Origin of the sequence: Tardiphaga sp. 862_B3_N4_1 (genome assembly GCF_051811085.1) — a bacterium.
GTDB lineage: Bacteria > Pseudomonadota > Alphaproteobacteria > Rhizobiales > Xanthobacteraceae > Tardiphaga > Tardiphaga robiniae.
Map to the genome: position 1 here is coordinate 2,407,288 of NZ_JBPWQB010000001.1, position 21,539 is coordinate 2,428,826.

Annotated in this window: 21 protein-coding genes; 10 read left to right on the forward strand and 11 right to left on the reverse strand. The window is 62.2% G+C overall.

Translation table 11 applies throughout. The annotated features are described in order from the left end of the window. Window positions 1–83: 83 nt before the first annotated feature. Window positions 84–2,132 carry a DNA topoisomerase IV subunit B gene (gene parE, locus AB8B02_RS11380; RefSeq protein ID WP_439063950.1) on the forward strand — a complete coding sequence of 683 codons (2,049 nt, stop codon included), beginning with the start codon at window positions 84–86 and terminating at the stop codon, window positions 2,130–2,132. Window positions 2,133–2,210: 78 nt separating this feature from the next. Here parE and AB8B02_RS11385 read toward each other — a convergent pair whose 3' ends face one another. Then, window positions 2,211–2,807, reverse strand: coding sequence for a TetR/AcrR family transcriptional regulator (locus tag AB8B02_RS11385; protein WP_439063951.1), 597 nt, complete (start codon window positions 2,805–2,807; stop codon window positions 2,211–2,213). Between the two features lie 136 nt (window positions 2,808–2,943). On the opposite strand from AB8B02_RS11385, the gene AB8B02_RS11390 reads away from it, so the two are divergent. From AB8B02_RS11390 to AB8B02_RS11405, 4 genes are all read left to right on the forward strand, one after another. Continuing rightward, entirely contained in the window at window positions 2,944–3,912 is a 969-nt protein-coding gene (locus AB8B02_RS11390) for an SDR family NAD(P)-dependent oxidoreductase (RefSeq protein ID WP_439063952.1), read from the forward strand. 27 nt (window positions 3,913–3,939) lie between these two features. Next, window positions 3,940–4,206, forward strand: a complete 267-nt coding sequence (locus AB8B02_RS11395; RefSeq protein ID WP_439063953.1) for a hypothetical protein — start codon at window positions 3,940–3,942, stop codon at window positions 4,204–4,206. Window positions 4,207–4,298: 92 nt separating this feature from the next. After that, window positions 4,299–5,069: an SDR family NAD(P)-dependent oxidoreductase gene (locus tag AB8B02_RS11400; protein WP_439063954.1), complete on the forward strand. Its 771-nt coding sequence runs from the start codon at window positions 4,299–4,301 to the stop codon at window positions 5,067–5,069. 18 nt (window positions 5,070–5,087) lie between these two features. After that, window positions 5,088–5,858 (forward strand): SDR family NAD(P)-dependent oxidoreductase, encoded by a 771-nt coding sequence (locus tag AB8B02_RS11405; RefSeq protein WP_093758431.1) that lies wholly within the window; start codon window positions 5,088–5,090, stop codon window positions 5,856–5,858. Between the two features lie 6 nt (window positions 5,859–5,864). On the opposite strand, the gene AB8B02_RS11410 is transcribed toward AB8B02_RS11405, so the two are convergent. Both AB8B02_RS11410 and AB8B02_RS11415 read right to left on the reverse strand, forming a co-directional pair. After that, window positions 5,865–7,097, reverse strand: a complete 1,233-nt coding sequence (locus AB8B02_RS11410; protein ID WP_089264153.1) for an FAD-dependent oxidoreductase — start codon at window positions 7,095–7,097, stop codon at window positions 5,865–5,867. A gap of 94 nt (window positions 7,098–7,191) precedes the next feature. Continuing rightward, window positions 7,192–8,691 carry a caspase family protein gene (locus AB8B02_RS11415; protein ID WP_439063955.1) on the reverse strand — a complete coding sequence of 500 codons (1,500 nt, stop codon included), beginning with the start codon at window positions 8,689–8,691 and terminating at the stop codon, window positions 7,192–7,194. A gap of 231 nt (window positions 8,692–8,922) precedes the next feature. Here AB8B02_RS11415 and AB8B02_RS11420 point away from each other — a divergent pair, with 231 nt between their 5' ends. The 5 genes from AB8B02_RS11420 to AB8B02_RS11440 all read left to right on the forward strand — a co-directional run bounded on the left by AB8B02_RS11420 (window position 8,923) and on the right by AB8B02_RS11440 (window position 14,790). Next, window positions 8,923–9,231, forward strand: coding sequence for a hypothetical protein (locus AB8B02_RS11420; RefSeq protein ID WP_439063956.1), 309 nt, complete (start codon window positions 8,923–8,925; stop codon window positions 9,229–9,231). A gap of 369 nt (window positions 9,232–9,600) precedes the next feature. Then, on the forward strand, window positions 9,601–10,215 hold the full coding sequence (locus AB8B02_RS11425; protein WP_089264150.1) for a TetR/AcrR family transcriptional regulator: 615 nt from the start codon (window positions 9,601–9,603) through the stop codon (window positions 10,213–10,215). A 119-nt stretch (window positions 10,216–10,334) separates the two neighbouring features. Beyond that, on the forward strand, window positions 10,335–11,711 hold the full coding sequence (locus AB8B02_RS11430) for an MFS transporter (RefSeq protein ID WP_439063957.1): 1,377 nt from the start codon (window positions 10,335–10,337) through the stop codon (window positions 11,709–11,711). Between the two features lie 376 nt (window positions 11,712–12,087). Next, window positions 12,088–13,599 carry a DEAD/DEAH box helicase gene (locus AB8B02_RS11435; RefSeq protein WP_175368912.1) on the forward strand — a complete coding sequence of 504 codons (1,512 nt, stop codon included), beginning with the start codon at window positions 12,088–12,090 and terminating at the stop codon, window positions 13,597–13,599. 123 nt (window positions 13,600–13,722) lie between these two features. Then, window positions 13,723–14,790 carry a diguanylate cyclase gene (locus tag AB8B02_RS11440; RefSeq protein WP_120289426.1) on the forward strand — a complete coding sequence of 356 codons (1,068 nt, stop codon included), beginning with the start codon at window positions 13,723–13,725 and terminating at the stop codon, window positions 14,788–14,790. A gap of 56 nt (window positions 14,791–14,846) precedes the next feature. On the opposite strand, the gene AB8B02_RS11445 is transcribed toward AB8B02_RS11440, so the two are convergent. From AB8B02_RS11445 to sufB, 8 genes are all read right to left on the reverse strand, one after another. Next, window positions 14,847–15,314, reverse strand: coding sequence for a TfoX/Sxy family protein (locus tag AB8B02_RS11445; RefSeq protein WP_175368911.1), 468 nt, complete (start codon window positions 15,312–15,314; stop codon window positions 14,847–14,849). A 202-nt stretch (window positions 15,315–15,516) separates the two neighbouring features. Beyond that, window positions 15,517–15,927 carry a HesB/IscA family protein gene (locus AB8B02_RS11450; RefSeq protein WP_175368910.1) on the reverse strand — a complete coding sequence of 137 codons (411 nt, stop codon included), beginning with the start codon at window positions 15,925–15,927 and terminating at the stop codon, window positions 15,517–15,519. Between the two features lie 78 nt (window positions 15,928–16,005). Next, window positions 16,006–16,407: an SUF system Fe-S cluster assembly protein gene (locus tag AB8B02_RS11455; RefSeq protein WP_170849663.1), complete on the reverse strand. Its 402-nt coding sequence runs from the start codon at window positions 16,405–16,407 to the stop codon at window positions 16,006–16,008. After that, window positions 16,404–17,651 (reverse strand): cysteine desulfurase, encoded by a 1,248-nt coding sequence (locus AB8B02_RS11460; RefSeq protein ID WP_093758422.1) that lies wholly within the window; start codon window positions 17,649–17,651, stop codon window positions 16,404–16,406. Before AB8B02_RS11460 ends, AB8B02_RS11455 begins: the two co-directional genes overlap by 4 nt. Beyond that, entirely contained in the window at window positions 17,648–18,967 is a 1,320-nt protein-coding gene (gene sufD, locus AB8B02_RS11465) for a Fe-S cluster assembly protein SufD (protein WP_439063958.1), read from the reverse strand. Before sufD ends, AB8B02_RS11460 begins: the two co-directional genes overlap by 4 nt. An 11-nt stretch (window positions 18,968–18,978) precedes the next feature. After that, a complete protein-coding gene (gene sufC, locus AB8B02_RS11470; RefSeq protein ID WP_320444250.1) occupies window positions 18,979–19,737 on the reverse strand; it encodes a Fe-S cluster assembly ATPase SufC in 759 nt (252 codons plus the stop codon). Further along, complete coding sequence (locus tag AB8B02_RS11475; RefSeq protein ID WP_120289416.1) at window positions 19,721–20,032, reverse strand: hypothetical protein; 312 nt, start codon at window positions 20,030–20,032, stop codon at window positions 19,721–19,723. Before AB8B02_RS11475 ends, sufC begins: the two co-directional genes overlap by 17 nt. A gap of 5 nt (window positions 20,033–20,037) precedes the next feature. Then, entirely contained in the window at window positions 20,038–21,519 is a 1,482-nt protein-coding gene (gene sufB / locus AB8B02_RS11480) for a Fe-S cluster assembly protein SufB (RefSeq protein WP_439063959.1), read from the reverse strand. Window positions 21,520–21,539 lie beyond the last annotated feature (20 nt).

Consider the following 21,539-nt stretch of genomic DNA (forward strand, 5'->3'; position numbering starts at 1 on the left):
ATTGCCAACCTGAACGTGGCATAGTCACAGCAACGATTCGCCGCGCCTCGCGCGGCGCCAACCGAGACAAAACTTTAAGACATATGGCCAAGGCACAGAAATCAAACGCGAAAGCTGATCTTTTTGGTGGCGCCAGCGCGCCAAAACCGGCTGCGGCACCGAAGGCGTCCACCCGCTCCGCCAATGCCGAAGACGGCTATACGGCCGCGGACATCGAGGTCCTCGAAGGCCTCGAGCCGGTCCGGCGTCGTCCGGGCATGTATATCGGTGGCACCGATGAAAAGGCGCTGCATCACCTGTTCGCCGAAGTGATCGACAACTCGATGGACGAGGCGCTGGCTGGCCATGCGACCTTCATCGAGGTGGAACTCACCGCCGACGGCTTCCTGTCGGTGTCGGACAACGGCCGCGGCATCCCGGTCGATCCGCATCCGAAACATCCGAAGAAATCCGCCCTCGAAGTCATCATGTGCACGCTGCATGCCGGCGGCAAATTCGACTCCAAGGTCTACGAGACTTCGGGCGGTCTGCACGGTGTCGGTGTCTCCGTGGTCAACGCCCTCTCCTCGCTGCTCGAGGTCGAGGTCGCGCGTAACCAACAGCTCTACAAGATGACGTTCGCCCGCGGCATTCCCCAAGGCAAGCTTGAGGATCTCGGCAAGGTTCATAACCGCCGCGGCACCCGCGTGCGCTTCAAGCCGGATACCGACATCTTCGGCGCCAAGGCAGCCTTCAAGCCGCAGCGTCTGTTCAAGATGGCGCGCTCCAAGGCCTATCTGTTTGGCGGCGTGAAGATCCGCTGGAAGTGCGATCCGGAACTGCTCAAGGGCCTTGAGGATACTCCGGCCGAGGACGAATTCCACTTTCCCGGCGGCCTCAAGGACTATCTCGCCGCGGCGATCCATGCCGATACGCTGGTGCATCCGGAGATCTTCTCCGGCAAATCCGGCCGCAATGGCGCCCATGGCGCCTGCGAATGGGCTGTCGCCTGGACCGCGGATGCCGACGGTTTCATGTCGTCCTATACCAACACCGTGCCGACGCCAGACGGCGGCACCCATGAAGCCGGCATGCGCAGCGCCATGCTGCGCGGATTGAAGGACCACGCCGAACGCGTCGGCCAGGGCAAGCGCTCTGGCACCATCACTTCGGAAGACGTGATGGTCGGCGCCGCCGTGATGCTCTCGGTATTCGTGCGCGAGCCGGAATTCCAGGGCCAGACCAAGGATCGTCTCGCGACCGCCGAAGCCCAAAAGATCGTCGAACAGGCCATCAAGGATCCGTTCGACCACTGGCTGTCCGGCAATCCCGTCCAGGCCAACAAGCTGCTCGAATTCGTGCTCGAGCGCGCCGACGAGCGTCTGCGCCGCCGCGCCGAAAAGGAGACTTCGCGCAAGACCGCGGTGAAGAAGCTGCGCCTGCCCGGCAAGCTGGCCGACTGCACCAATACCGCGACCGAAGGCTCCGAACTGTTCATCGTCGAGGGCGATTCGGCAGGCGGCAGCGCCAAGCAGGCGCGCGATCGCAAGACCCAGGCCATCCTGCCGCTGCGCGGCAAGATCCTCAACGTCGCCTCGGCGACCAAGGAAAAGCTGACGGCCAACGCGCAGATATCAGACCTCATGCAGGCGATCGGCGCCGGCACCGGCGCGCATTACCGCGAAGAAGACCTGCGCTATTCGCGCATCATCATCATGACCGACGCCGATGTCGACGGCGCCCACATCGCATCATTGCTGATCACCTTCTTCTACCGGCAGATGCCAAAGATGATCGATGAAGGGCATCTCTATCTCGCAGTCCCCCCACTCTACCGCCTGACCCATGGCAGCAAGACGGTCTATGCGCGCGACGATGCGCACAAGGACGCGTTGCTGAAGAGCGAATTCAACGCCAATGCCAAGGTCGATGTCGGTCGCTTCAAAGGCCTCGGCGAAATGATGCCGGCGCAGCTGAAGGAAACCACCATGGACCCGGCGCGCCGCACCTTGCTGCGCGTGCAGCTGCTGCCGGAAGACCGCGACGGCACTGCTGACTCCGTTGAGCGCCTGATGGGCACCAAGGCCGAAGCGCGCTTTGCGTTCATCTCGGACAAGGCGGAATTCGCCAACGAGGAATTGCTGGACGTTTAAAAGCTCGTTTCTCGGACGCGCTCACGCTTCAGAAATCATCGGGCGCGTGCCGGGAGCAATCTTTTATTCCCTATTTAGTCATTGCCCCTCGCCGCCCGGCGTGCGAACGCCGGCGATCAGGATATCGACGAGCCGCTTGGCGCTGGCTTCCCAATTCGGACCTGCGCTGACACTGGCCACGCCGGCCAGTGCGCGCAACATGTCGAGCGGATCGAGATCGAGGCGGATGTCACCATTGGCAACGGCGCGGTCGACCAGCATTGCCATCGCAGTTTTGATCTGCGTGCCAGCATCGGCATAGAGGTCCGAACAGTCGCTAACAATCGAACCCAGCACACCCGCCATCAGTTGCTTCGTCGCAATGTGATCGACGAAGATTCGCATCCAGGTGCGCAAGGCCTCCACCGGGGCATGTGTGGTCGCAAGTTCCGCAGCGGCCTCGGCAAGCTGCTGTGTCTCGTTGCGATAGACCGCCTCGACCAATGCGTCGCGGGTGGGGAAGTGGCGATATAGCGTCCCGATTCCGACGCCCGCGAGCCGCGCGATCTCCTCAAGACCGGCCGCCTCGCCCTTTTCGGCAAATGTCGCCTTTGCCGTTTCCAACAGCCGCTGACGATTGCGCTGCGCATCGATCCGTGGTCCGCGAACGGCCTTCGGCTTGGCCTCCTGTGCCATTTTACGGGTCACCTCTTGATAAACGGAGGATGCCTCCGTATTTAAACGGAGACGGCCTCCATTTATACCCTCAAAGCGCCGTTCGACAAAGCTCGATCAGCTCGGAGGCGCGTCGTGCCAAACGCAAGGAGCTATCATGGCAGGACCTTTCAGTGCCACTTCCACCACCCACGACGTGCTCGCTGGCGTCGACCTCCGCAGCAAGCGCATTCTGGTCACCGGCGTCTCAGCCGGGCTCGGCGTCGAGACGGCGCGCAGCTTGGCCGCCCGGGGCGCGCAGGTGGTCGGTGCCGCCCGTGACCTCGCCAAGGCGGAAGCGGCGACCGCGCAAGTGCGCGCCGATGCCACTGGCGGCGGTGGCCTCGAACTGATTGCACTCGATCTCGGCTCGCTGGCCAGTGTCCGCGCCTGCGCCGATGCGCTGGTCGCGGCGGGCCGCCCATTCGACCTGGTGATCGCCAATGCCGGTGTGATGGCGCCGCCGTTCGGCCTCACTGTAGACGGCTTCGAGACCCAGTTCGGCACGAACCATCTCGGTCACTTCGTATTGGTCAACCGTATCGCGTCACTGCTGTCGCCTACCGCGCGGCTGGTCAACGTCGCCTCGTCCGGCCATCGCTTCGCCGACGTGGATCTCGAAGATCCCAATTTCACCAAGGGGTCCTATGAGCCGGTCATCGGCTATGGCCGCTCGAAGACCGCCAACATCCTGTTCGCCGTCGAGTTCGACCGGCGGCATCGGGCGCGCGGCGTGCGCGCCACCGCGCTGCATCCCGGCGGCATCAAGACAGAACTCGGCCGCCATATCGGCGAAGCAACGATCCATGCCATGCTCGACGGCATCAATGCCGAGCTCGCGGCCGAGGGTAAACCGCTGTTTCAATGGAAGACCATTCCGCAAGGCGCTGCAACTTCGGTGTGGGCCGGCGTGGTCGCCAGCGCGGACGAGATCGGCGGCCGCTATTGCGAGAACTGTCACGTCTCGGAGATCGTCGACGGGCTGATCAATCCGGCCAGCGAAGGCGTGCGCGCTTACGCGCTCGATGCCGAACGCGCCAAGGCGCTATGGGCCAAGAGTGAGGAAATGGTTGGCGAGCGCTTCTAATCGCCCTGCCGAAATGAAACTGCGGTGATGAACCAAACAGTTGGTTCGTCACCGCCACAGCTGGCGCTTGAAACCTTTGGCTCCGTTCATCGTATCTATCCCATGCGCGCACCATTGCTCACTCTCGGCATTCTCGCTTTCCTGATCGGCATCCTCTGGATCGGCCAGGGCGCCGGGCTCGTGAACTGGCCAAAGTCCAGTTTCATGATCAGCCAGATGCAGTGGGCCTATTACGGCGCGGCTCTCGCCGCGCTTGGCGTCGGACTGATGGGACTGGCGCTCGTGCGGCGCTGACGCCCCCTTCCATCTTCCCGCCAGTCTTGCGATGATCCGTCCCAGACGCGCCGTAGAACGCGTCAGGAACAATCATGCGGGGCGGACAATCTTTGACCAGTAATCTCTTCGATCTCACCGGCAGGGTCGCCATCGTCACCGGCGGCAACACCGGAATTGGCCTCGGCATGGCGCGCGGGCTGGCGAATGCCGGTGCGACCCTCGTGATCGCCGATCGCAACAGCGATAATGCCGCTTCGGCAAAAGCCGAACTGGAGACGTCCGGACATCCGGTACTCGCATTGACGACCGATGTTACCGACCCGAACTCGATCGCGCAGATGGTGTCCGCAACGTTGAACGCGTTCGGCCACATTGACATCCTCGTCAACAATGCCGGCATCAGCATCTCCGCGCCAATCGAAGAAATGGCGCTGGCCGACTGGCAGAAGGTCATCGACGTCAACATGACCGCGCCTTTCATCTGCGCGCAGGCTGTCTACCCGACGATGAAAGCCGCAGGCCGCGGCAAGATCATCAATATCGCCTCGGTGTTGGCCACGCTCGGCGCCGGCGGCGCGGCGAACTACGCCTCAAGCAAAGGCGGCATCCTGCAATTCACCCGCGCGCTGGCGACTGCCTGGGCTGCGGACAACATCCAGTCCAACGCCATTCTGCCCGGCTGGATCGACACCGACCTGACCAAGCGCGCCAAGGACATCCGACCCGAACTGCACGATCGCATTCTCGGGCGTGTACCGGCGCAGCGCTGGGGTAGGCCTGATGATCTTGCGGGCGCGGCCGTGTTCTTGGCCAGCGGGGCTTCCGACTTCGTCAACGGTGCCGCGCTCACGGTCGATGGCGGCTTTTCAATTCAAGGCTGATGCAATGAGGACAACACCATGACTGCAGGACTGTTCGATCTCTCCGGCAAAGTGGCCATCGTCACTGGCGGCAATGGCGGCATCGGGCTCGGCATGGCGCGGGGTCTGGCGCAGGCCGGCGCCGCCATCGCGGTGGTGGGACGCAACCAGACGAAATCCAAGGATGCCGTCGCGGAATTGACTGAGAGCGGCGCCAGGGCGGTCGCCATTGCGGCCGATGTGACCGACAAGACCGCTGTCGATGGAATGATCGCACGCGTGCTGAAAGAACTGGGCCGCATCGATATCCTCATCAACAATGCCGGCATCAACATCCGCAAGCCGCCGCACGAGATCGCACTCGACGAATGGGACAGCGTGATCAAGACCAATCTCACCAGCGCCTTCGTCTGTTCGCAGGCGGCGCATCCCGCGATGAAGGTCGCGGGCGGCGGCAAGATCATCAATATCGGCTCGATGCTGTCGATCTTCGGCGCGTCTTTCGCGCCAGCCTATGCAGCCAGCAAAGGCGGCATCGTCCAGTTCACCCGCTCCTGCGCCGTCGCTTGGGCGCCTCACAATATTCAGTGCAACGCCGTTCTGCCGGGCTGGATCGATACCGAACTGACACAGAATGCGCGCCGTGAAATCGACGGCCTGCATGACAAAGTACTGGCACGAACGCCCGCCGGCCGCTGGGGCGCGTCGGGAGATTTCGCGGGCATTGCCGTGTTCCTGTCGTCGCGCGCCTCGGACTTCGTCACCGGTACGGCAATCCCCGTGGACGGCGGCTTCTCGGTGCAGGGATAATCTGTCTTAGGCTTCCGGCGACTGCACGTGCTCGGGTCGTACGCCAATGGCCAGGAAACGCGCGGTTAATCCCTGCAGCGGCGGAAACGCGCTGACGAGGCGCATGATCAGCGGCGGCGTCAGCGGCTCGCCGCCCTTGGCCAGTGCGCGGCTGATGATGTTGTTTTGCATCACGACCTGCATGCCCTGTGTCGCGCGCATCGGGAATTCGCGGCGGCGACGCACCGCGCCGAGGTCGTCCTCGGTCACCGGTCCCTTCGCCAGCTTCGCCGCCAGCAGGTTAGCGGTCGCGACGGCGTCCTGCACCGCGATATTCACACCGACGCCGCCAACCGGGGACATCGCATGCGCGGCGTCGCCGATGCACAACAGCCCCGGCCGGGTCCAGCGCTTGAGCCGATTGATCGCGACGGTCAGTAGTTTGACGTCGTCCCAGCTCTTCAGCTCTTCGATATGCGCGCTCAGGATCGGCGCCAGACGTGACGTTTCGGCACGGAAAGCCTCAAGGCCACGCACCTTGATCTCCTCATAGTGCCCCTTGGCGATCACATAAGCGCATTGCCAGTAGTCCCCGCGATCGATGGTCACCATCATCTTGCCGGGCTCGAGCCGCGCGAACACGCTCTCGGTCTCCGCGCCCTTGGCAACGCGAAACCACAAGATGTCCATGGGCGCACCGATGTCTTCGACCTCCAGCTTCGCCGCCGGCCGCACGATCGAATGCCGGCCATCGCAGGCCACTGTCAGATCGGCATGGATCTCGACCGGCCCCTGCTGCGTGATGGCCTTGACGCCGACCACTTGCTCGCCCGACCAGATGAGATCGGTCGCCTCGGTGTTCATCATCACCTTGAGATGCGGATAGCGCTGCGCTTTGTCGCGCAGGAAATTGAGGAAATCCCACTGCGGCATGAAGGCGATAAACGGATACTTCGCGCTGGTGCGGCTGATATCCGCGATGCGCAGCTTATGCGTTCCGAAGAAGCCATCCATCTTCTGGATACGATCGTGCTTGATCTTCAGGAAGTCGTCGATCAGGCCAAGCTCGTCCATCACCTGCAGCGTCGATGGATGCACGGTGTCACCGCGGAAATCGCGGAAGAAGTCGGCGTGTTTCTCGATAACGATCGTATCGACGCCGGCGCGGCCGAGCAGATAGCCGAGCATCATTCCGGCAGGGCCACCGCCAACGATGCAGCAGCGCGCGGTCAGCGAGTTCTCGTTCGCGCCTGCAGCCATTCGCTATTCCTCCGGCGAGTCGAATTTCTTGATCAAGGAATGCGAGCTTGCGATAGTCGAAATGCCGCGGTTCGCGGGGCGGTGTCGATCATGCTCATCGATTTCCCGAACGTCGGAAGCTCTTGGTTTCGGAGATGCTGCCGTCCCGGAACGTCAATTCGACCGACACGAACTTCGTCGAGGCCGGGATTTTGATGTAGGTCTCGGCATCCGACGGCGTCGCTATGGGGTCGCGCAGGTCGCAGGGCGGGAATTTCAGCAGCTTGTCCGGCACGGCGCTATCGATCCCGACGCGGGCCTCGCGAATGGCACAGCGATACGACATCAGATGCGTATAATACATCAGGGGCGTGTTGTAGCCACCGAAGGCAAGCCAGCTTCCGGCGGTCATATCGAGGACCTTGCGCTGGTCGCGAACCAGCGCCGCCTCGGGATCGAAGCGGATCGGAAACGGGCCCTGCATCTCGCCGTTCGCGTCGACGTAACGCAGATAGATCGTCGTCGCCGCTGCATCGGCGTCGAGCTGGATCGCCGGATTCGGCATTCGCTTGCGCGTGCGCGGATCGAGCGTGTCCATGAAGCCGGTCTCGCGGAAATTACCTCCCTCGCCCATCCGCCAGGAGATACCCAGCGTCGGATCGGCGATCGAGAACATCACGGTCCAGCCGCCATTGTGGCGCGAGAAGCTGGCGATCGGTGCGTTCACCGCATCGTTGGCCGGCGGCAGTTGCGGAACGTTGACAGGGGGCAGCGCAGCGACCTGCTGCAGCGGTTCGGGCGGCCGCGCATCGGCCTGCTTAAGCGCCACACCATTGAGAAAGACGTCATCGACCATCTGGTCGAAATACACCGGCACCTGACGGTGCTTCACGGTCTCTGCCATCTCGCTGACGGTCCGCCGGGTGCGCTGCGCGACCTGCACGAGGTTCAGCGATGGCTCCTGCAGCTCCTTGATGAAGGCGCGCGTGAAAACCGAATTCGGATCGGTGTCGTTGTTCGACAAACGATCCAGCGCGGTCTGCCGCGGCCCGGCCGAGAAGATCGAAAACACGCCTTCCGGGAGCGTCGTCATCGGAGCGAGGCCACCGCTGCCGGCCACAGCGCGGGTGCCAGCGCGCTCGAACGGATTGTTGCGACAGGCGTCGAACACCAGAATCGACGTCCGCGCGCCGCGCATCTGCAGCCGCGTTACAATCCGGTCGGCGAGAATCGCTGAGTCGCGCACCAGCTCTTCCTGCCCTTCCGTGGCGGCAGGGACATCCGTGGGCAGCAGGAAGTTCTGGCCGGCGATCTCGAAGCCGTGCCCTGCAAAAAAGAAAAAGGCCGTGTCGCCTTTTTCAATCGTCGAATCGAACGCGAGCAACGACTGACTGAAGGCTTGTCGGGTCTGGTTCTCGGCGACCATGACGCTGAAGCCCAGATTCTTCAGCGCGCCCCCTATGCTGCGGGCGTCATTCACGGCCTTCTGCAGTTTCGGCACATTGCGATAGTCGTTATTGCCGATGACCAGCGCCACGCGTTTTGCAGCAAAAGCCGGCGCTGTCGAAAGTGCCGCCGCTGCCAGCGCTGCCAGCAGAATCAAAAGCCGTCGCATTGTTCTATCCCCGCCCCGCCAGCACATGTATCCGTGTGGTGGCTCGACCGCGTCATTGTCTGCCTTGGTCGAGGCAGAACTGCGGCCGGTTCAAACCGAGGTCTAGCCGTTACCACCCATTTTGTCCTGCCTGCTCAGGCAGATCATCTGCCCGCCGATTGCAGCCCCGCTGCCACATTTTCCGCCTTAATCTCCGCTAGCCCGAGCCCCAATCAGAGTCAGGAGATCCTCGTGAAATCACTCGTCCTCGCAGCCGCCCTGCTGCTTCCCACCATGGCACTCGCGCAGGATGCGGCCCCCGCTACCGCGGCGAAACCGCCGGCTGCCGCCGCCAAACCGAAGCGCGCCCCGGTGGCCGCCAAGCCTGCACAGACCACCCCGGAAGTGCTGGATATCAACCAGATCATCCGGATCCGCCAGGTCGATCCGGCGACCTATGAGGTCGATGCCCGTCTACAGAGCGGCAGCGAGGTGCATCTGCGCATGAATGCTTTCGTGATGCAGAATCTCGGGATGCAGCTGGGCACTTACGGCAAATAGTCAGCCTGCGGTATCCCTCTCGCGCGCGCCGGAATAAGTCGACTTCCGGACGGCTCGGCGTGCGCTCTCGATCAGGGGTGATGAGGTACCACAGGTCGCGAAGTCCTGTGGATAAGGGGTACGCGGCCAATCATCGACATGATTGCCCCGACATGTGCTATGTGACAATTCATCAGGTCCGGAGCCAATCCGGGGAGCAATTGCTAAAACCGGCTCCTGCTACAGGCAACCAATGTCAGGAAACGCGCCTCAGGAACTTTGCGTTCCTCCGTAGCTGGCGATCTGGGGATGGGATTTTTTAGACTGTAAGATTTCAGGCAGTTTTAATCACCCGCCCGAAGCCCGCTACGACTGGATACCTGACGACCAATGGCAAAGAAGATGATTACGCCCGGGCACGAGTTGCTGCTTCGGGTCAACAAGGCATTTCTCGACCACGGCTATGCCGGCCTGTCGATGGTCGGTCTCGCGAGAGAGTGCGGCTTCACGCAGCGCGCGCTCTATTACTATTTCAGCAACAAGGAAGAGGCATTTCGTGCCTCGATCGGCCATCGCAATGAAGTCGCGATAGCGCAGGCACTCGAGGCCGGCCAGAAGATCCGGGAAAGTGGCGGCAGCGCACTCGACATCTTTGCGACGATCATCGACCTGAGATACGGCGAAACCCGTCGGATGCTGACGTTCTCACCGCATACCGTCGAGCTCAATGCGGAAGCCTTTCGGCGCTGCCGCGATCTCATGATCGAGTCCGCAATCGCCTTCCAGGCCGAGCTGGAAAAGCTGATTATCGATTTCCACTACAGCAAGCTGCTGATCCTGACCGGCCGTTTTACGGCCGCGCAGATCGCACAGGCGCTGGCCGACGGCGGACGGGCTGTCAATCAGGCACTCCCTCCGATCGCAGCGAATGACTTCTCGGCGCGCTATCGCCAGACCTGCGAGATGATCCTGTATGGCTGCGCGGCAACGCCGACGCAGATTTGAGACGCTGCGGTTCGCCGCCACATACCCTCCTCTCGACTCATCCAGCTCCATCGACATATGGTCCGCGCGGGCAGCGGAGGACGCGCATTGCGTTGCCGCTATGAGATGCGGGGCGTCAGATGAACGACCAGGTGCGGACGCACGGGGCGCTAGCGGGCGCAGCCGTGCCAACTATTGCGGCACGCCTGGACGGGCTGCCAGTCACGCCGCTTCACCTCGGCATCTTCGCGCTCTGTGCCTTCGGCCTGTTCGCAGACATCGCCGAAGTGGCGCTCAGCAATGCCTTTTCCGGCATCTTCCTCGCGCCGCCCTACAGCATCTCGCGCGGCGAGCTCTCGCTGTTGTTGGCATCGGTCTTTGCCGGCGGCGCCGTTGGTGCACCTGTGTTCGGCTGGATTGCGGATCGCTATGGCCGCCAGATCGCGCTGCAGAGCGCGCTTGCCGTCCTGGCGCTGAGCTCGCTCGCCGTCGCCGCCAGTCGCGATGTGGCAACCATGACGGCCTTCCGCTTCATCTCCGGCCTCGCCATCGGCGGCTATCCGCCTTTGACATCGGCCTATCTGTCAGACCTGCTGCCGCCCCGGCGCCGCGGCCTTTTGATGATGCTGTGCGGCGCGCTCGCCTTTCTCGGCGCACCGGCAATCATCCTGATGATCCGCTGGCTGACGCCCATCGCGCCATGGGGCATCGAGGGCTGGCGCTGGGCCTTGATCTTCGGCAGCGCGTGCTCGACCCTGGCAGCCCTGCTGTTCTTCCTGGTGCCGGAATCGCCGCGCTGGCTCGCATCGGTCGGACGCGACGCCGAGGCTGATGCCGCCTGCCGCCGCTTCGAGGCATCCGCGCGTCAGCCATCACCGCCGGCGATCTCCGCTCCCGAAACTATTGCGACCAGATCCAGCGGCTTCCGAGCGCTCGCCCGCGATCGGATCAGCCTGCGGCGCACAGCGCTCCTTGCCGCGCTCTATGTACTCGGACCCTGGGCCACCATTGGCTTCCCGCTGCTCAGCGCCGCGGTGATGGTGCAGAAGGGATTTCATGTCAGCGAGTCCCTGCTGTTCGCGGGACTTACGATGTTCGGTCCATCGATCGGCATCGCGGCGGCATCGGCCTTCGTCGATCGTATCCCGCGGCGCCTCGCTCTGGTCGCCTGTGCCGTGGCGATGATCGCAACTGGGCTGACTTTCGCTGTCAGCACGGTGCTAACGCCGCTCATCGTCACCGGCATCGTGTTCAACCTCGCCAGTGCCGTCTACAGCGCCGTGCTTAGCCTCTACGCTGTCGAGCTGCTGCCGACGCATCTGCGCGCCTCGGCCACCGCTGGCGCATGGGGCCTCGGCCGCGTCGTATCGGCGCTGGTACCGATCGCGCTGCTGCCGCTGCTCGGCAGCCACGGTCCGATCGCGATGTTCATGGTGATCTCGACCGCGCTGTTACTGAGCGGCGCGCTCATCGCCATTGCCGGTCCACCCGGCCGCGAACGCAGGCCGGTCGACTAACGGTCAGCGCTGCATCGACGTCACACGCGACGTCGCGTAGCGGCCGTCCGGCGGGGCCCCAAGCCCCCGCCAATATCCCGGTTTTGGCCCTTTTCCGCTAAAACATTAAGCTTTTTGGGATGTTCCAGGGTGTGGCGGATTGACTTTGGCCGATTCCAGCCTATGTTCCGGCTCGACGCGGCCCGGTATCGAAACGCGATATCTTGAGTAAGCCGCCTGTCAGCGCCCAGCGTCTCCGTGCATGTTTGCGTGCCGCTCCGGGGATAAGCGTTGCAGTATTTCCCGAGAATCCAAGCGGCGGTTTCGACCTGAGGCGTGATTCCGAACGGTGATCATCCGGATACCGGATCAGATCATGCCCCCATACAGAGGCTCAATGTCCTTCTCCAATCTCGGCTTGTCCGACAAGGTTCTCGCCGCCGTTGCGGCTACCGGTTACACCACCCCAACCCCCATTCAGGAACAAGCGATTCCTCATGTGCTGGCGCGCAAAGACGTGCTCGGCATCGCCCAGACCGGCACCGGCAAGACCGCTGCCTTCGTTCTCCCGATGATGACCATGCTGGAAAAGGGCCGAGCCCGCGCCCGCATGCCCCGCACGCTCATTCTCGAACCGACCCGCGAACTCGCCGCACAGGTCAAAGAGCAGTTCGACAAATACGGCGTCGGCCAGAAGCTCAACGTGGCGCTGCTGATCGGCGGAGTCTCGTTCGGTGATCAGGACAGCAAACTCACCCGCGGCGTTGACGTCTTGATCGCCACGCCGGGGCGCCTGCTCGACCATACCGAGCGCGGCGGACTGCTTCTCACCGGCGTCGAATTGCTGGTCATCGACGAAGCCGACCGCATGCTGGACATGGGCTTCATCCCCGACATCGAACGCATCTGCAAGCTGGTGCCGTTCACCCGTCAGACTCTCTTTTTTACGGCGACCATGCCCGCCGAAATCCGCCGCGTCACCGAGACCTTCCTGCATAATCCGGTGAAGATCGAAGTCTCCAAGCCCGCCTCCACCGCCGTCACCGTGACCCAGTCGCAAGTGGCCGTCGGTCGCGAGCCTCACGAGAAGCGCGAAGTGCTCCGGGCCCTTCTCCGCGAAGCCACCGACCTCAAGAACGCGATCATCTTCTGCAACCGCAAGCGTGAAGTCGCGTTGCTCGCCAAGTCGCTTCAGAAGCACGGCTTCAGTGTCGGCGCCCTGCATGGCGACATGGAGCAGTCGGCCCGCACGGCCGCGCTGGACCAGTTCCGCAAGGGCGAGCTGCCGATCCTGGTGGCTTCCGACGTCGCCGCCCGTGGCCTCGATATTCCCGCCGTCAGCCATGTCTATAATTTCGACGTCCCGCATCATTCCGACGACTACGTGCACCGCATCGGCCGTACCGGCCGCGCCGGCCGCACCGGCTCCGCGATCTCGCTGGTGTGCCCATCCGACCAGAAGTCCATGCTGGCGATCGAAAAACTGATCGGCCAGTCGATCCCCAAGGTCGAAACCTCCATAGCGATCTCCGAGCCTGTCGAAGGCGAAACCGCTGAGGCGTCGCGCCAGTCGCGCAACCGCACCGGCAATCGCGAAGCCAATGCCGAACAGCCGCGCGGCGGCCGCAACGATCAGCCCCGCGAAGGCGGACGGGATCGCAAACCGCGCCGTGAGCGTGGCCCGCGCCGTGAAGGTGGTCGTTCGGAAGGCGGCGAGCGCAGCCCGCAGGCGCAACCCGCGGAAGCCGCTTTGGCAGCACCGGTCGTGGCAGCGGCAGCCCCGCAGGCGCAGCGTCCCCCCTCCATCGGCCGCGCCGAAGCGCCACGTTCGCGCCGCGAAGACAACGAACCGGCGGATCATTCGCACCTGCCGGCCTTTCTGTTGCGTCCGATCCGGGCACGCGCATAGGTAGTATCGCGCCAGGAACGTTTACTTGCCGTTCACTCTCGTCCCCTAATCTGAATGCGATATTTTTAACGAATTTGCATTTCAGAGGACCGCGTATACACGCTGTCCACGAGGGCACAGAACGTGACCGGCATCCTGGACGAACAAGAGCGGACTTTGGCCTTTGCCGAAGTCGCGCTGGGCCAAATTCGCTCGCTCCGCCAGACGGCGATTCCGCGCAATTATGAGATCTGGTACGTCTACGCGACTGGCTACAATTCGGCGCTCAACAAAGTCATCAATGAGACGCTGGCACGCAATGGCCGGCTGACCGAAGCCGATCTCGACCTGATCCACGACACTTATCTCTCACAAATTCGCACCACCGATCGCATCGATCAGGTCGGCGCCCGCGTTATCGGCGAGATCGACGACGTGATGGCGCTCATCACCGACGCTCTGGGCATGACGACGAACTTCAATGCCAGTCTGGATGGTGCCAGCAAGGATTTGTCGCGGGCGCACGATTCTGCTGCGGTGAAAGCCGTGATCGAGAGTCTCGTCAAATCTACCCGTGAAGTGCACGACACGAACAAGGCGCTGGAAGAGCGGCTACTGTCCTCGAAGAGCGAGGTCTACACGCTGCAACAGAGCCTCGAGGCGATCCGCGCCGAGAGCCTGACCGATCCCCTCACCGCACTCGGTAACCGCAAATATTTCGACCGTGCGCTGATGGCGGCAATCGATACCGCGGTGAAGCGCGGCGAACCGTTGTCGCTCCTGATGCTCGACATCGATCACTTTAAGTCCTTCAACGACAATTATGGCCATCTCACCGGCGACCAGGTGCTGCGTCTTGTCGGCCAGTCATTAAAGCAGACCATCAAGGGCCAGGATATCACCGCGCGCTATGGCGGCGAGGAATTCGCCGTGGTGCTACCGAACACGCCGTTGCGTCAGGCGCTCACCGTTGCCGATCACATCCGCCGCGCCGTGATGTCAAAGGAGCTGAAGAAAAAATCGACTGGCGAGATCCTGGGACGCGTCACGATTTCCGTCGGCGTCTCGATGCTGCAGATCGGCGACGATATGGAATCGATCATCGGCCGTGCCGACGCCTGTCTCTATGCCGCGAAGCGCAGCGGCCGCAACCGCGTGATCTGCGAAGTCGATCCGGAATATTCTGCGGAGCTGCAGTTTCAGGTGGCATGACGCCCCACACTTGGCTTCACCATTCGCAAGGAGACGCCGCGCAAGCGCACGGCTCCTCAGGATGAGGATTTACGCTTCTTTGCGGCTTTACTGGCTTTCTTGCTGGCGACCGTCTTAACTGCAGCCTTCTTGGTGGCCTTCTTTTTCGCCGCGGTCTTCTTCACGACCTTCGCTTTCTTCGTTGCCCGCTTCTTGCTTGCTTTTGCCAGCGATGCACGGATCGCTGCGGCATGCGCGACCCTCGCCCATTCGGTGACTTCATCGGGATCGTCATAGAGCCGTTCCGGCAGCTGCCAATAGGATCCGATCATCCGCAGCTTGCCGCGCATCTCATACTGAAAACACTGCGAGCCCTCACTCTCGAAACGCGGGATCGAGATTTCATCGGCACGCAGATAGACCGCGCCGCGCAGCACCAGCGCGAAGTTGATGCCATCGGCGGAAATGCCAAAGCCGGAAAACATCCGGCGGATCGTTACCGGGCCAAAGCCGGCGAAAAGTTCACTGAGGAAATCGCGGTCCATTGGGGAAGTGTAGGATGCGACGCGCGATTGCGGAAGCGGTCCGTCCGCGTCGTCTCCCTACGTCATGGCCGGGCTTGACCCGGCCATCCAGCCTCCTTCGCTTTCACCGAAGCCCAGAAAAATGGATGCCCGGGACATCTAGCGAAGCCGCGCTTCGCGCTTTGCCCGGGCATGACAGCGTTCTACTTATGAAATGACAGTCTCAGCCGTCGATCTTCGCCGGCGTCAGTTGCACGGACTCGCCGCAGCCACAGGCCGAGATCTGGTTCGGGTTGTTGAACACAAACTGGGCCTGCATGCGGTCAGTCTTGTAGTCCATCTCGGTGCCGAGCAGGAACAACACGGCCTTAGGATCGACCAGGATCTTGACGCCCTTGTCCTCGACGATTTCGTCGGTCGGCTTGATGTCGTGGGCATATTCGACGGTGTAGGACTGGCCGGCGCAGCCACCGTTCTTGATGCCGACGCGCAGGCCGATGATCTCGGAATCCGCACGCTCCGTCAGCTCCCGGATCCGCGTTGCGGCAGCATCCGTCAGGCGCATCACCTGCGGACGGGGTCGCGGCTTCGGCTTGGCAGCCGGTATGGTTGGGTTCGGTGTCATCTCAGTCATGTGTTCAGTCCCTTCGGCGGTTCAAGGCCGCCATAGGAATTCAAGCGACTTGGGCGTATTCAGCAAACCGGACGCAACTCACCACATATTCAGAACGAGACGGGCCTCGTCGGTCATCCGGTCCGGCGTCCAGGTCGGCTCCCAGACGATCTCGACCTTGACCAGACCGACTCCGGGCACGCTGGCCACGGCGTTCTCCACCATGGTCGGAAGCTCTTCGGCCGCCGGACAATTCGGCGTCGTCAGCGTCATCTCCACCTGGACAGAGCGATCGTCCTTGATGTCGACCTTGTAGATCAGGCCGAGTTCGTAGATATCCGCGGGGATTTCCGGGTCGAACACAGTCTTCAGTGCAGCGACGATCTCGGTGCCCAGGCGTTCGGTTTCGGCGGGATCGAGCGCCGAGGTGGTCTGCATGTGAGCGGGCTTCTCAGCCTCGGGGGTGGCGTCCGGCGTCTTGGCTTCTGCAATGTCACTCATGCAAACAACTCCCGTGCCTTGATCAGCGCCTGTGCGAGGTGGTCTACCTCCTCGCGGGTATTATACATTCCGAATGATGCACGGCACGTGGCCGTCACATTGAATCGCTCCAGAAGCGGCATCACGCAGTGGGTTCCCGCGCGGACCGCGACGCCCTGCCGGTCGATCACGGTCGCCACGTCATGAGCGTGAGCGCCCTTCAGTTCGAACGAAATCACCGGGCCCTTGTTCTTGGCAGTTCCGATAATACGCAGCGAATTGATCTCGCGCAGCCGGTCCTGTGCATAGGCCAGGAGGTCGTGCTCATGGGCGGCAATCCGCTCCTTGCCGATCGAATTGACGTAATCGATGGCAGCGCCGAGGCCGATGGCTTCGACGATGGCGGGCGTACCAGCCTCAAACTTGTGCGGCGGATCACCATAGGTGACCCACTCCTTCGCCACTTCGCGGATCATCTCGCCGCCGCCGGCATAGGGCCGCATCGCGACCAGGCGGTCATATTTGCCATACAGCACGCCGATGCCGGTCGGTCCGTACAGCTTGTGGCCGGTGAAGATATAAAAGTCGGCGTCGATGTCCTGCACATCGATCGGCATGTGCACGGCAGCCTGGCTGCCATCCACCACGACGGGAATGCCGCGCGCATGCGCGAGCTTCACCACGTCCTTGACCGGAACCAGCGTGCCCAGCGCATTGGACATCTGGGTGATAGCGACGATCTTGGTACGATCGGTCAGCAGCTTCTCGAACTCGTCGATCAGGAAGTTGCCTTCGTCATCGACCGGCGCCCATTTGATGACGGCGCCCTGACGTTCCCGCAGGAAGTGCCACGGTACGATGTTGGAATGGTGCTCCATGATCGAGAGCACGATCTCATCGCCCGGCTTGATGTTCTCGCCGCCCCACGATGCCGCGACGGCATTGAGCGCATCGGTGGCATTGCGGGTGAAGATGATTTCCTCGGGGCGCTTGGCATTGAGGAAGTGCTGCACCTTGATGCGCGCGCCCTCATAGGCCTCGGTCGCGGCATTGGCGAGGTAATGCAGTCCGCGATGCACATTGGCATATTCGGACTTGTAGGCCTCGGTCATGCGGTCGAGCACAGCATAGGGCTTCTGCGCCGATGCCGCGTTGTCGAGATAGACCAGCGGCTTGCCATAGACCTTCATCTCGAGCGCAGGAAAATCCTCGCGGACGCGAGCGACGTCATATGACCCGTTCGAGACCGCGGGATGCAATGTCATGCGCGCGACTCCAGCCAACGCTCTGCGGCCGATATCGCGACGTCGCGCAGATCGTCATTCACGATCGACTCCAGCGCTTCACCCACGAATGCCTGGATCAGCAGCGCCTGCGCCGCCTTCTCCGGCAGGCCGCGAGCCCGCAGATAGAACAGCAAGCTGTCATCCAGCGCGCCAATGGTCGCGCCGTGGCCGCACTGCACGTCGTCAGCGAAGATCTCGAGCTCGGGCTTGTTGTCGATCTCGGCCTCGTCGGACAGCAGCAGCGCCCGTGACATCATCTTGCCGTCGGTCTTCTGCGCGATCTGATGGACGTTGATGCGACCCTGGAACACCGAATGCGCGCGATCGTCGAGCACGGCGCGGAACAGCTCACGGCTGAGGCAATTCGGCGCCGCATGCTCGATCACGAAGGTACAGTCGCCATGCTGCTTGTCGCGCAGCAGATGAACGCTGTTGGTCGACAGCTCCGAATCCACACCAGCCAGCGTGATAAAGCTCTGATAGCGGCTGACGCCACCGCCAGTGGTCAGGCTGAAGGTGTTGAACTTGGTGCGCGCACCGACTGTGACGATGGCCGTTGCGATATTCGCTGCATCGCCGGCGTCTTCCATCACGCGCACATGCTGCAGATCGGAATCGTCGCCGATCCAGATCACGACAGCATCATGGGCCTGATACGCCTTCGCGGATTCTGTCGCGACGAAGCTTTCGACCAGCGTCACACGCGCGCGATTGCCGATACGCACCAGCGACCGCGTGAATGCGGCCACGCTCGGGCGTGTCGCGACATGCACGATATGCAGCGGCCGGGCCGGAACGGCATCGTCGGCGATATCGATCAGCATGCCATCGGTCGCAAAGGCGGCATTCAATGCGATCATCGGATCGACAATACGCGAGCGCAGCAAGTCGGCCCGCGTCGCACTGGTCGCGTCATCGAGCATGGCGCTGAGCGCATGCACGGTCACGCCGCCGCCCGATGTCAGATCGGAAAGGCCTGCCGCGAAGACGCCGTCAACGATGACCAGCTTCTGCGTATCACCCGTACCGAGCGTTTCGACGAGCTTCGCGGCCTGGGCCAGCGCGGCCTGATCAGGCGCCGGCGCAAGCGGCGCCACATCGCGCAGCAGGTTGCGCAGGTCGGTATATTTCCATTCTTCGATGCGCCGGGTCGGCAGACCGGTACGCGCGAAATCGTCGAACGCCTGCTGGCGCGTTTCCGCCACCGTGCCGACGCCCGGCAGCCGGCCGCGCGCAGCGGCGAATGTGCCGTCCAGCACCGCGCCCGTTGTTGTCTTTGCGAGAGCTACATTCATGATTGTCTCACTCAGGCCGCCGCGTCTTCATACTGCGCGTAACCGGACTCTTCGAGTTCCAGCGCCAGTTCCTTGCCGCCACTCTTTACGACGCGGCCCTTCGACATCACATGCACACGATCCGGCACGATGTAGTTCAGCAGGCGCTGATAATGCGTGATGACGACCATGGCGCGATCCGGGCTGCGCAGTGCATTGACGCCGTCGGCAGCCACGCGCAACGCATCGATGTCGAGACCGGAGTCCATTTCGTCAAGGATGCACAGGCTCGGCTGGAACAGCGCCATCTGCAGCACCTCGTTGCGCTTCTTCTCACCGCCGGAGAAGCCGACATTGACGCCGCGCTTCAACATATCCATCGGGATGTTCAGCGAAGCAGCAACTTCGCGGACCTTCCTGAGGAAGTCCGGCACCAGATATTCGGATTCGCCGCGCGCCTTGCGCTGCGCGTTCACCGCGGTGCGCAGGAAGTTCATCGTGGTGACGCCGGGAATTTCCACGGGATACTGGAAGGCCAGGAACACGCCCTTGGCGGCGCGCTCGTCGGGCTCCATTTCCAGCAGGTCTTCGCCCTTGAACAGGATCTCGCCGCCGGTCACCTCATAACCGGGCTTGCCGGCGATGACGTGGCTGAGCGTGGATTTGCCCGAACCATTCGGTCCCATGATGGCATGCACTTCGCCGCCATTCACGGTCATGGTCAGCCCATGGAGAATCTCGCGATCCTCGACACGAACCTGCAGGTCTTTCACTTCAAGCAATGCGGTCATCAGTAACTTCCTTCTTGCCCGGCTTGCCTGGATTCGGTGGCGCCGATGCATTGACGTTCAATTGAGACGATCCGGTAGGCGTCGACGTGCCTAGCAGACCGAGAAGTTCTCCGAGAGGCGACAGAAGCAGAGCAAAGAAACCAAGTGCTCCAATCCCGCTGACCGCCCCTCCAGCTACCCTGGCATTTTCAAATCCGGCCATGCCGCCGAATAACGCAACGATCGCGCCTGCGAATGCGAGAAACAGCGTGATCGCAAACAGAAGACCCACGGCACCTCCGAGGATCTTCAGCATTCTCACTATCCCACGCTGCCTTCGAGACTGATCGAAATCAGCTTCTGCGCTTCCACCGCGAATTCCATCGGCAGCTGCTGCAACACGTCCTTCACGAAACCGTTGACCACGAGGCCGACGGCTTCTTCCTGCGACAGGCCCCGCTGGACGCAATAGAACAGCACGTCTTCGGAGATCTTCGAGGTGGTCGCCTCGTGCTCGAACAGCGTCGAGGAATTCTTCGCCTCGATATACGGCACGGTATGCGCACCGCACTGGTCGCCGATCAGGAGCGAGTCACAGGCCGTGAAGTTACGCGCGTTCGTCGCCTTGCGATGCGCGGTGACAAGGCCGCGATAGGTGTTCTGCGACTTGCCGGCAGCGATACCCTTCGAGATGATCCGGCTCGTGGTGTTCTTTCCGAGATGGATCATCTTGGTGCCGCTATCGACCTGCTGATAGCCGTTCGAAATCGCGATCGAATAGAACTCGCCGCGCGAATTGTCGCCGCGCAGGATGCAGCTCGGATATTTCCAGGTGATGGCGGAGCCGGTCTCGACCTGGGTCCAGGAAATCTTCGAGCGGTCGCCGCGGCAGTCACCACGCTTGGTGACGAAATTGTAGATGCCGCCCTTGCCTTCGGAATTGCCGGGGTACCAGTTCTGGACCGTCGAATACTTGATCTCGGCATCGTCATGGGTGACGAGCTCGACGACAGCCGCATGGAGCTGGTTCTCGTCGCGCTGCGGCGCCGTGCAGCCTTCGAGATAGCTGACATAGGCGCCCTTGTCGGCAATGATCAGCGTTCGTTCGAACTGGCCGGTGTTGCGCTCATTGATGCGGAAATAGGTCGACAGCTCCATCGGGCAACGCACGCCCGGCGGCACATAGACAAACGAGCCGTCGGAAAACACCGCGGAGTTCAGCGTGGCATAGAAGTTATCAGAGGTCGGCACGACCGTGCCGAGATACTGCTTCACCAGGTCGGGATGCTCGCGGATGGCTTCCGAGATCGGCATGAAGATCACGCCAGCCTGCTTCAGCTCCTTCTGGAACGTGGTCGCAACCGACACTGAGTCGAACACGGCATCGACGGCGATCCTGCGCTCACCTTCCGGACGCACGACGCCTTCCAGCGCCTCGATCTCGCGGAGAGGAATGCCGAGCTTCTTGTAGGTTTCGAGAATTTCAGGATCGATCTCGTCGATCGAGCCAATGGTCTTCTTCGGCTTCGGCGCCGAATAGTAATAGAGATCCTGGAAGTCGATCTTCGGATACTCGACCCGCGCCCACTTCGGCTCTTCCATGGTCAGCCAGCGGCGATACGCCTCAAGACGCCATTCCAGCATCCATGCCGGCTCGTTCTTCTTGGCGGAGATGTAACGAACGGTGTCTTCGGAAAGGCCCTTCGGGGCCTTCTCGGATTCGATGATGGTCTCGAATCCATAACGATATTGATCGACGTCGATCTGGCGAACCCGATCGACGGTCTCTTGTACGGCAGCCATTTTATCCTCCGCTCGCGGTT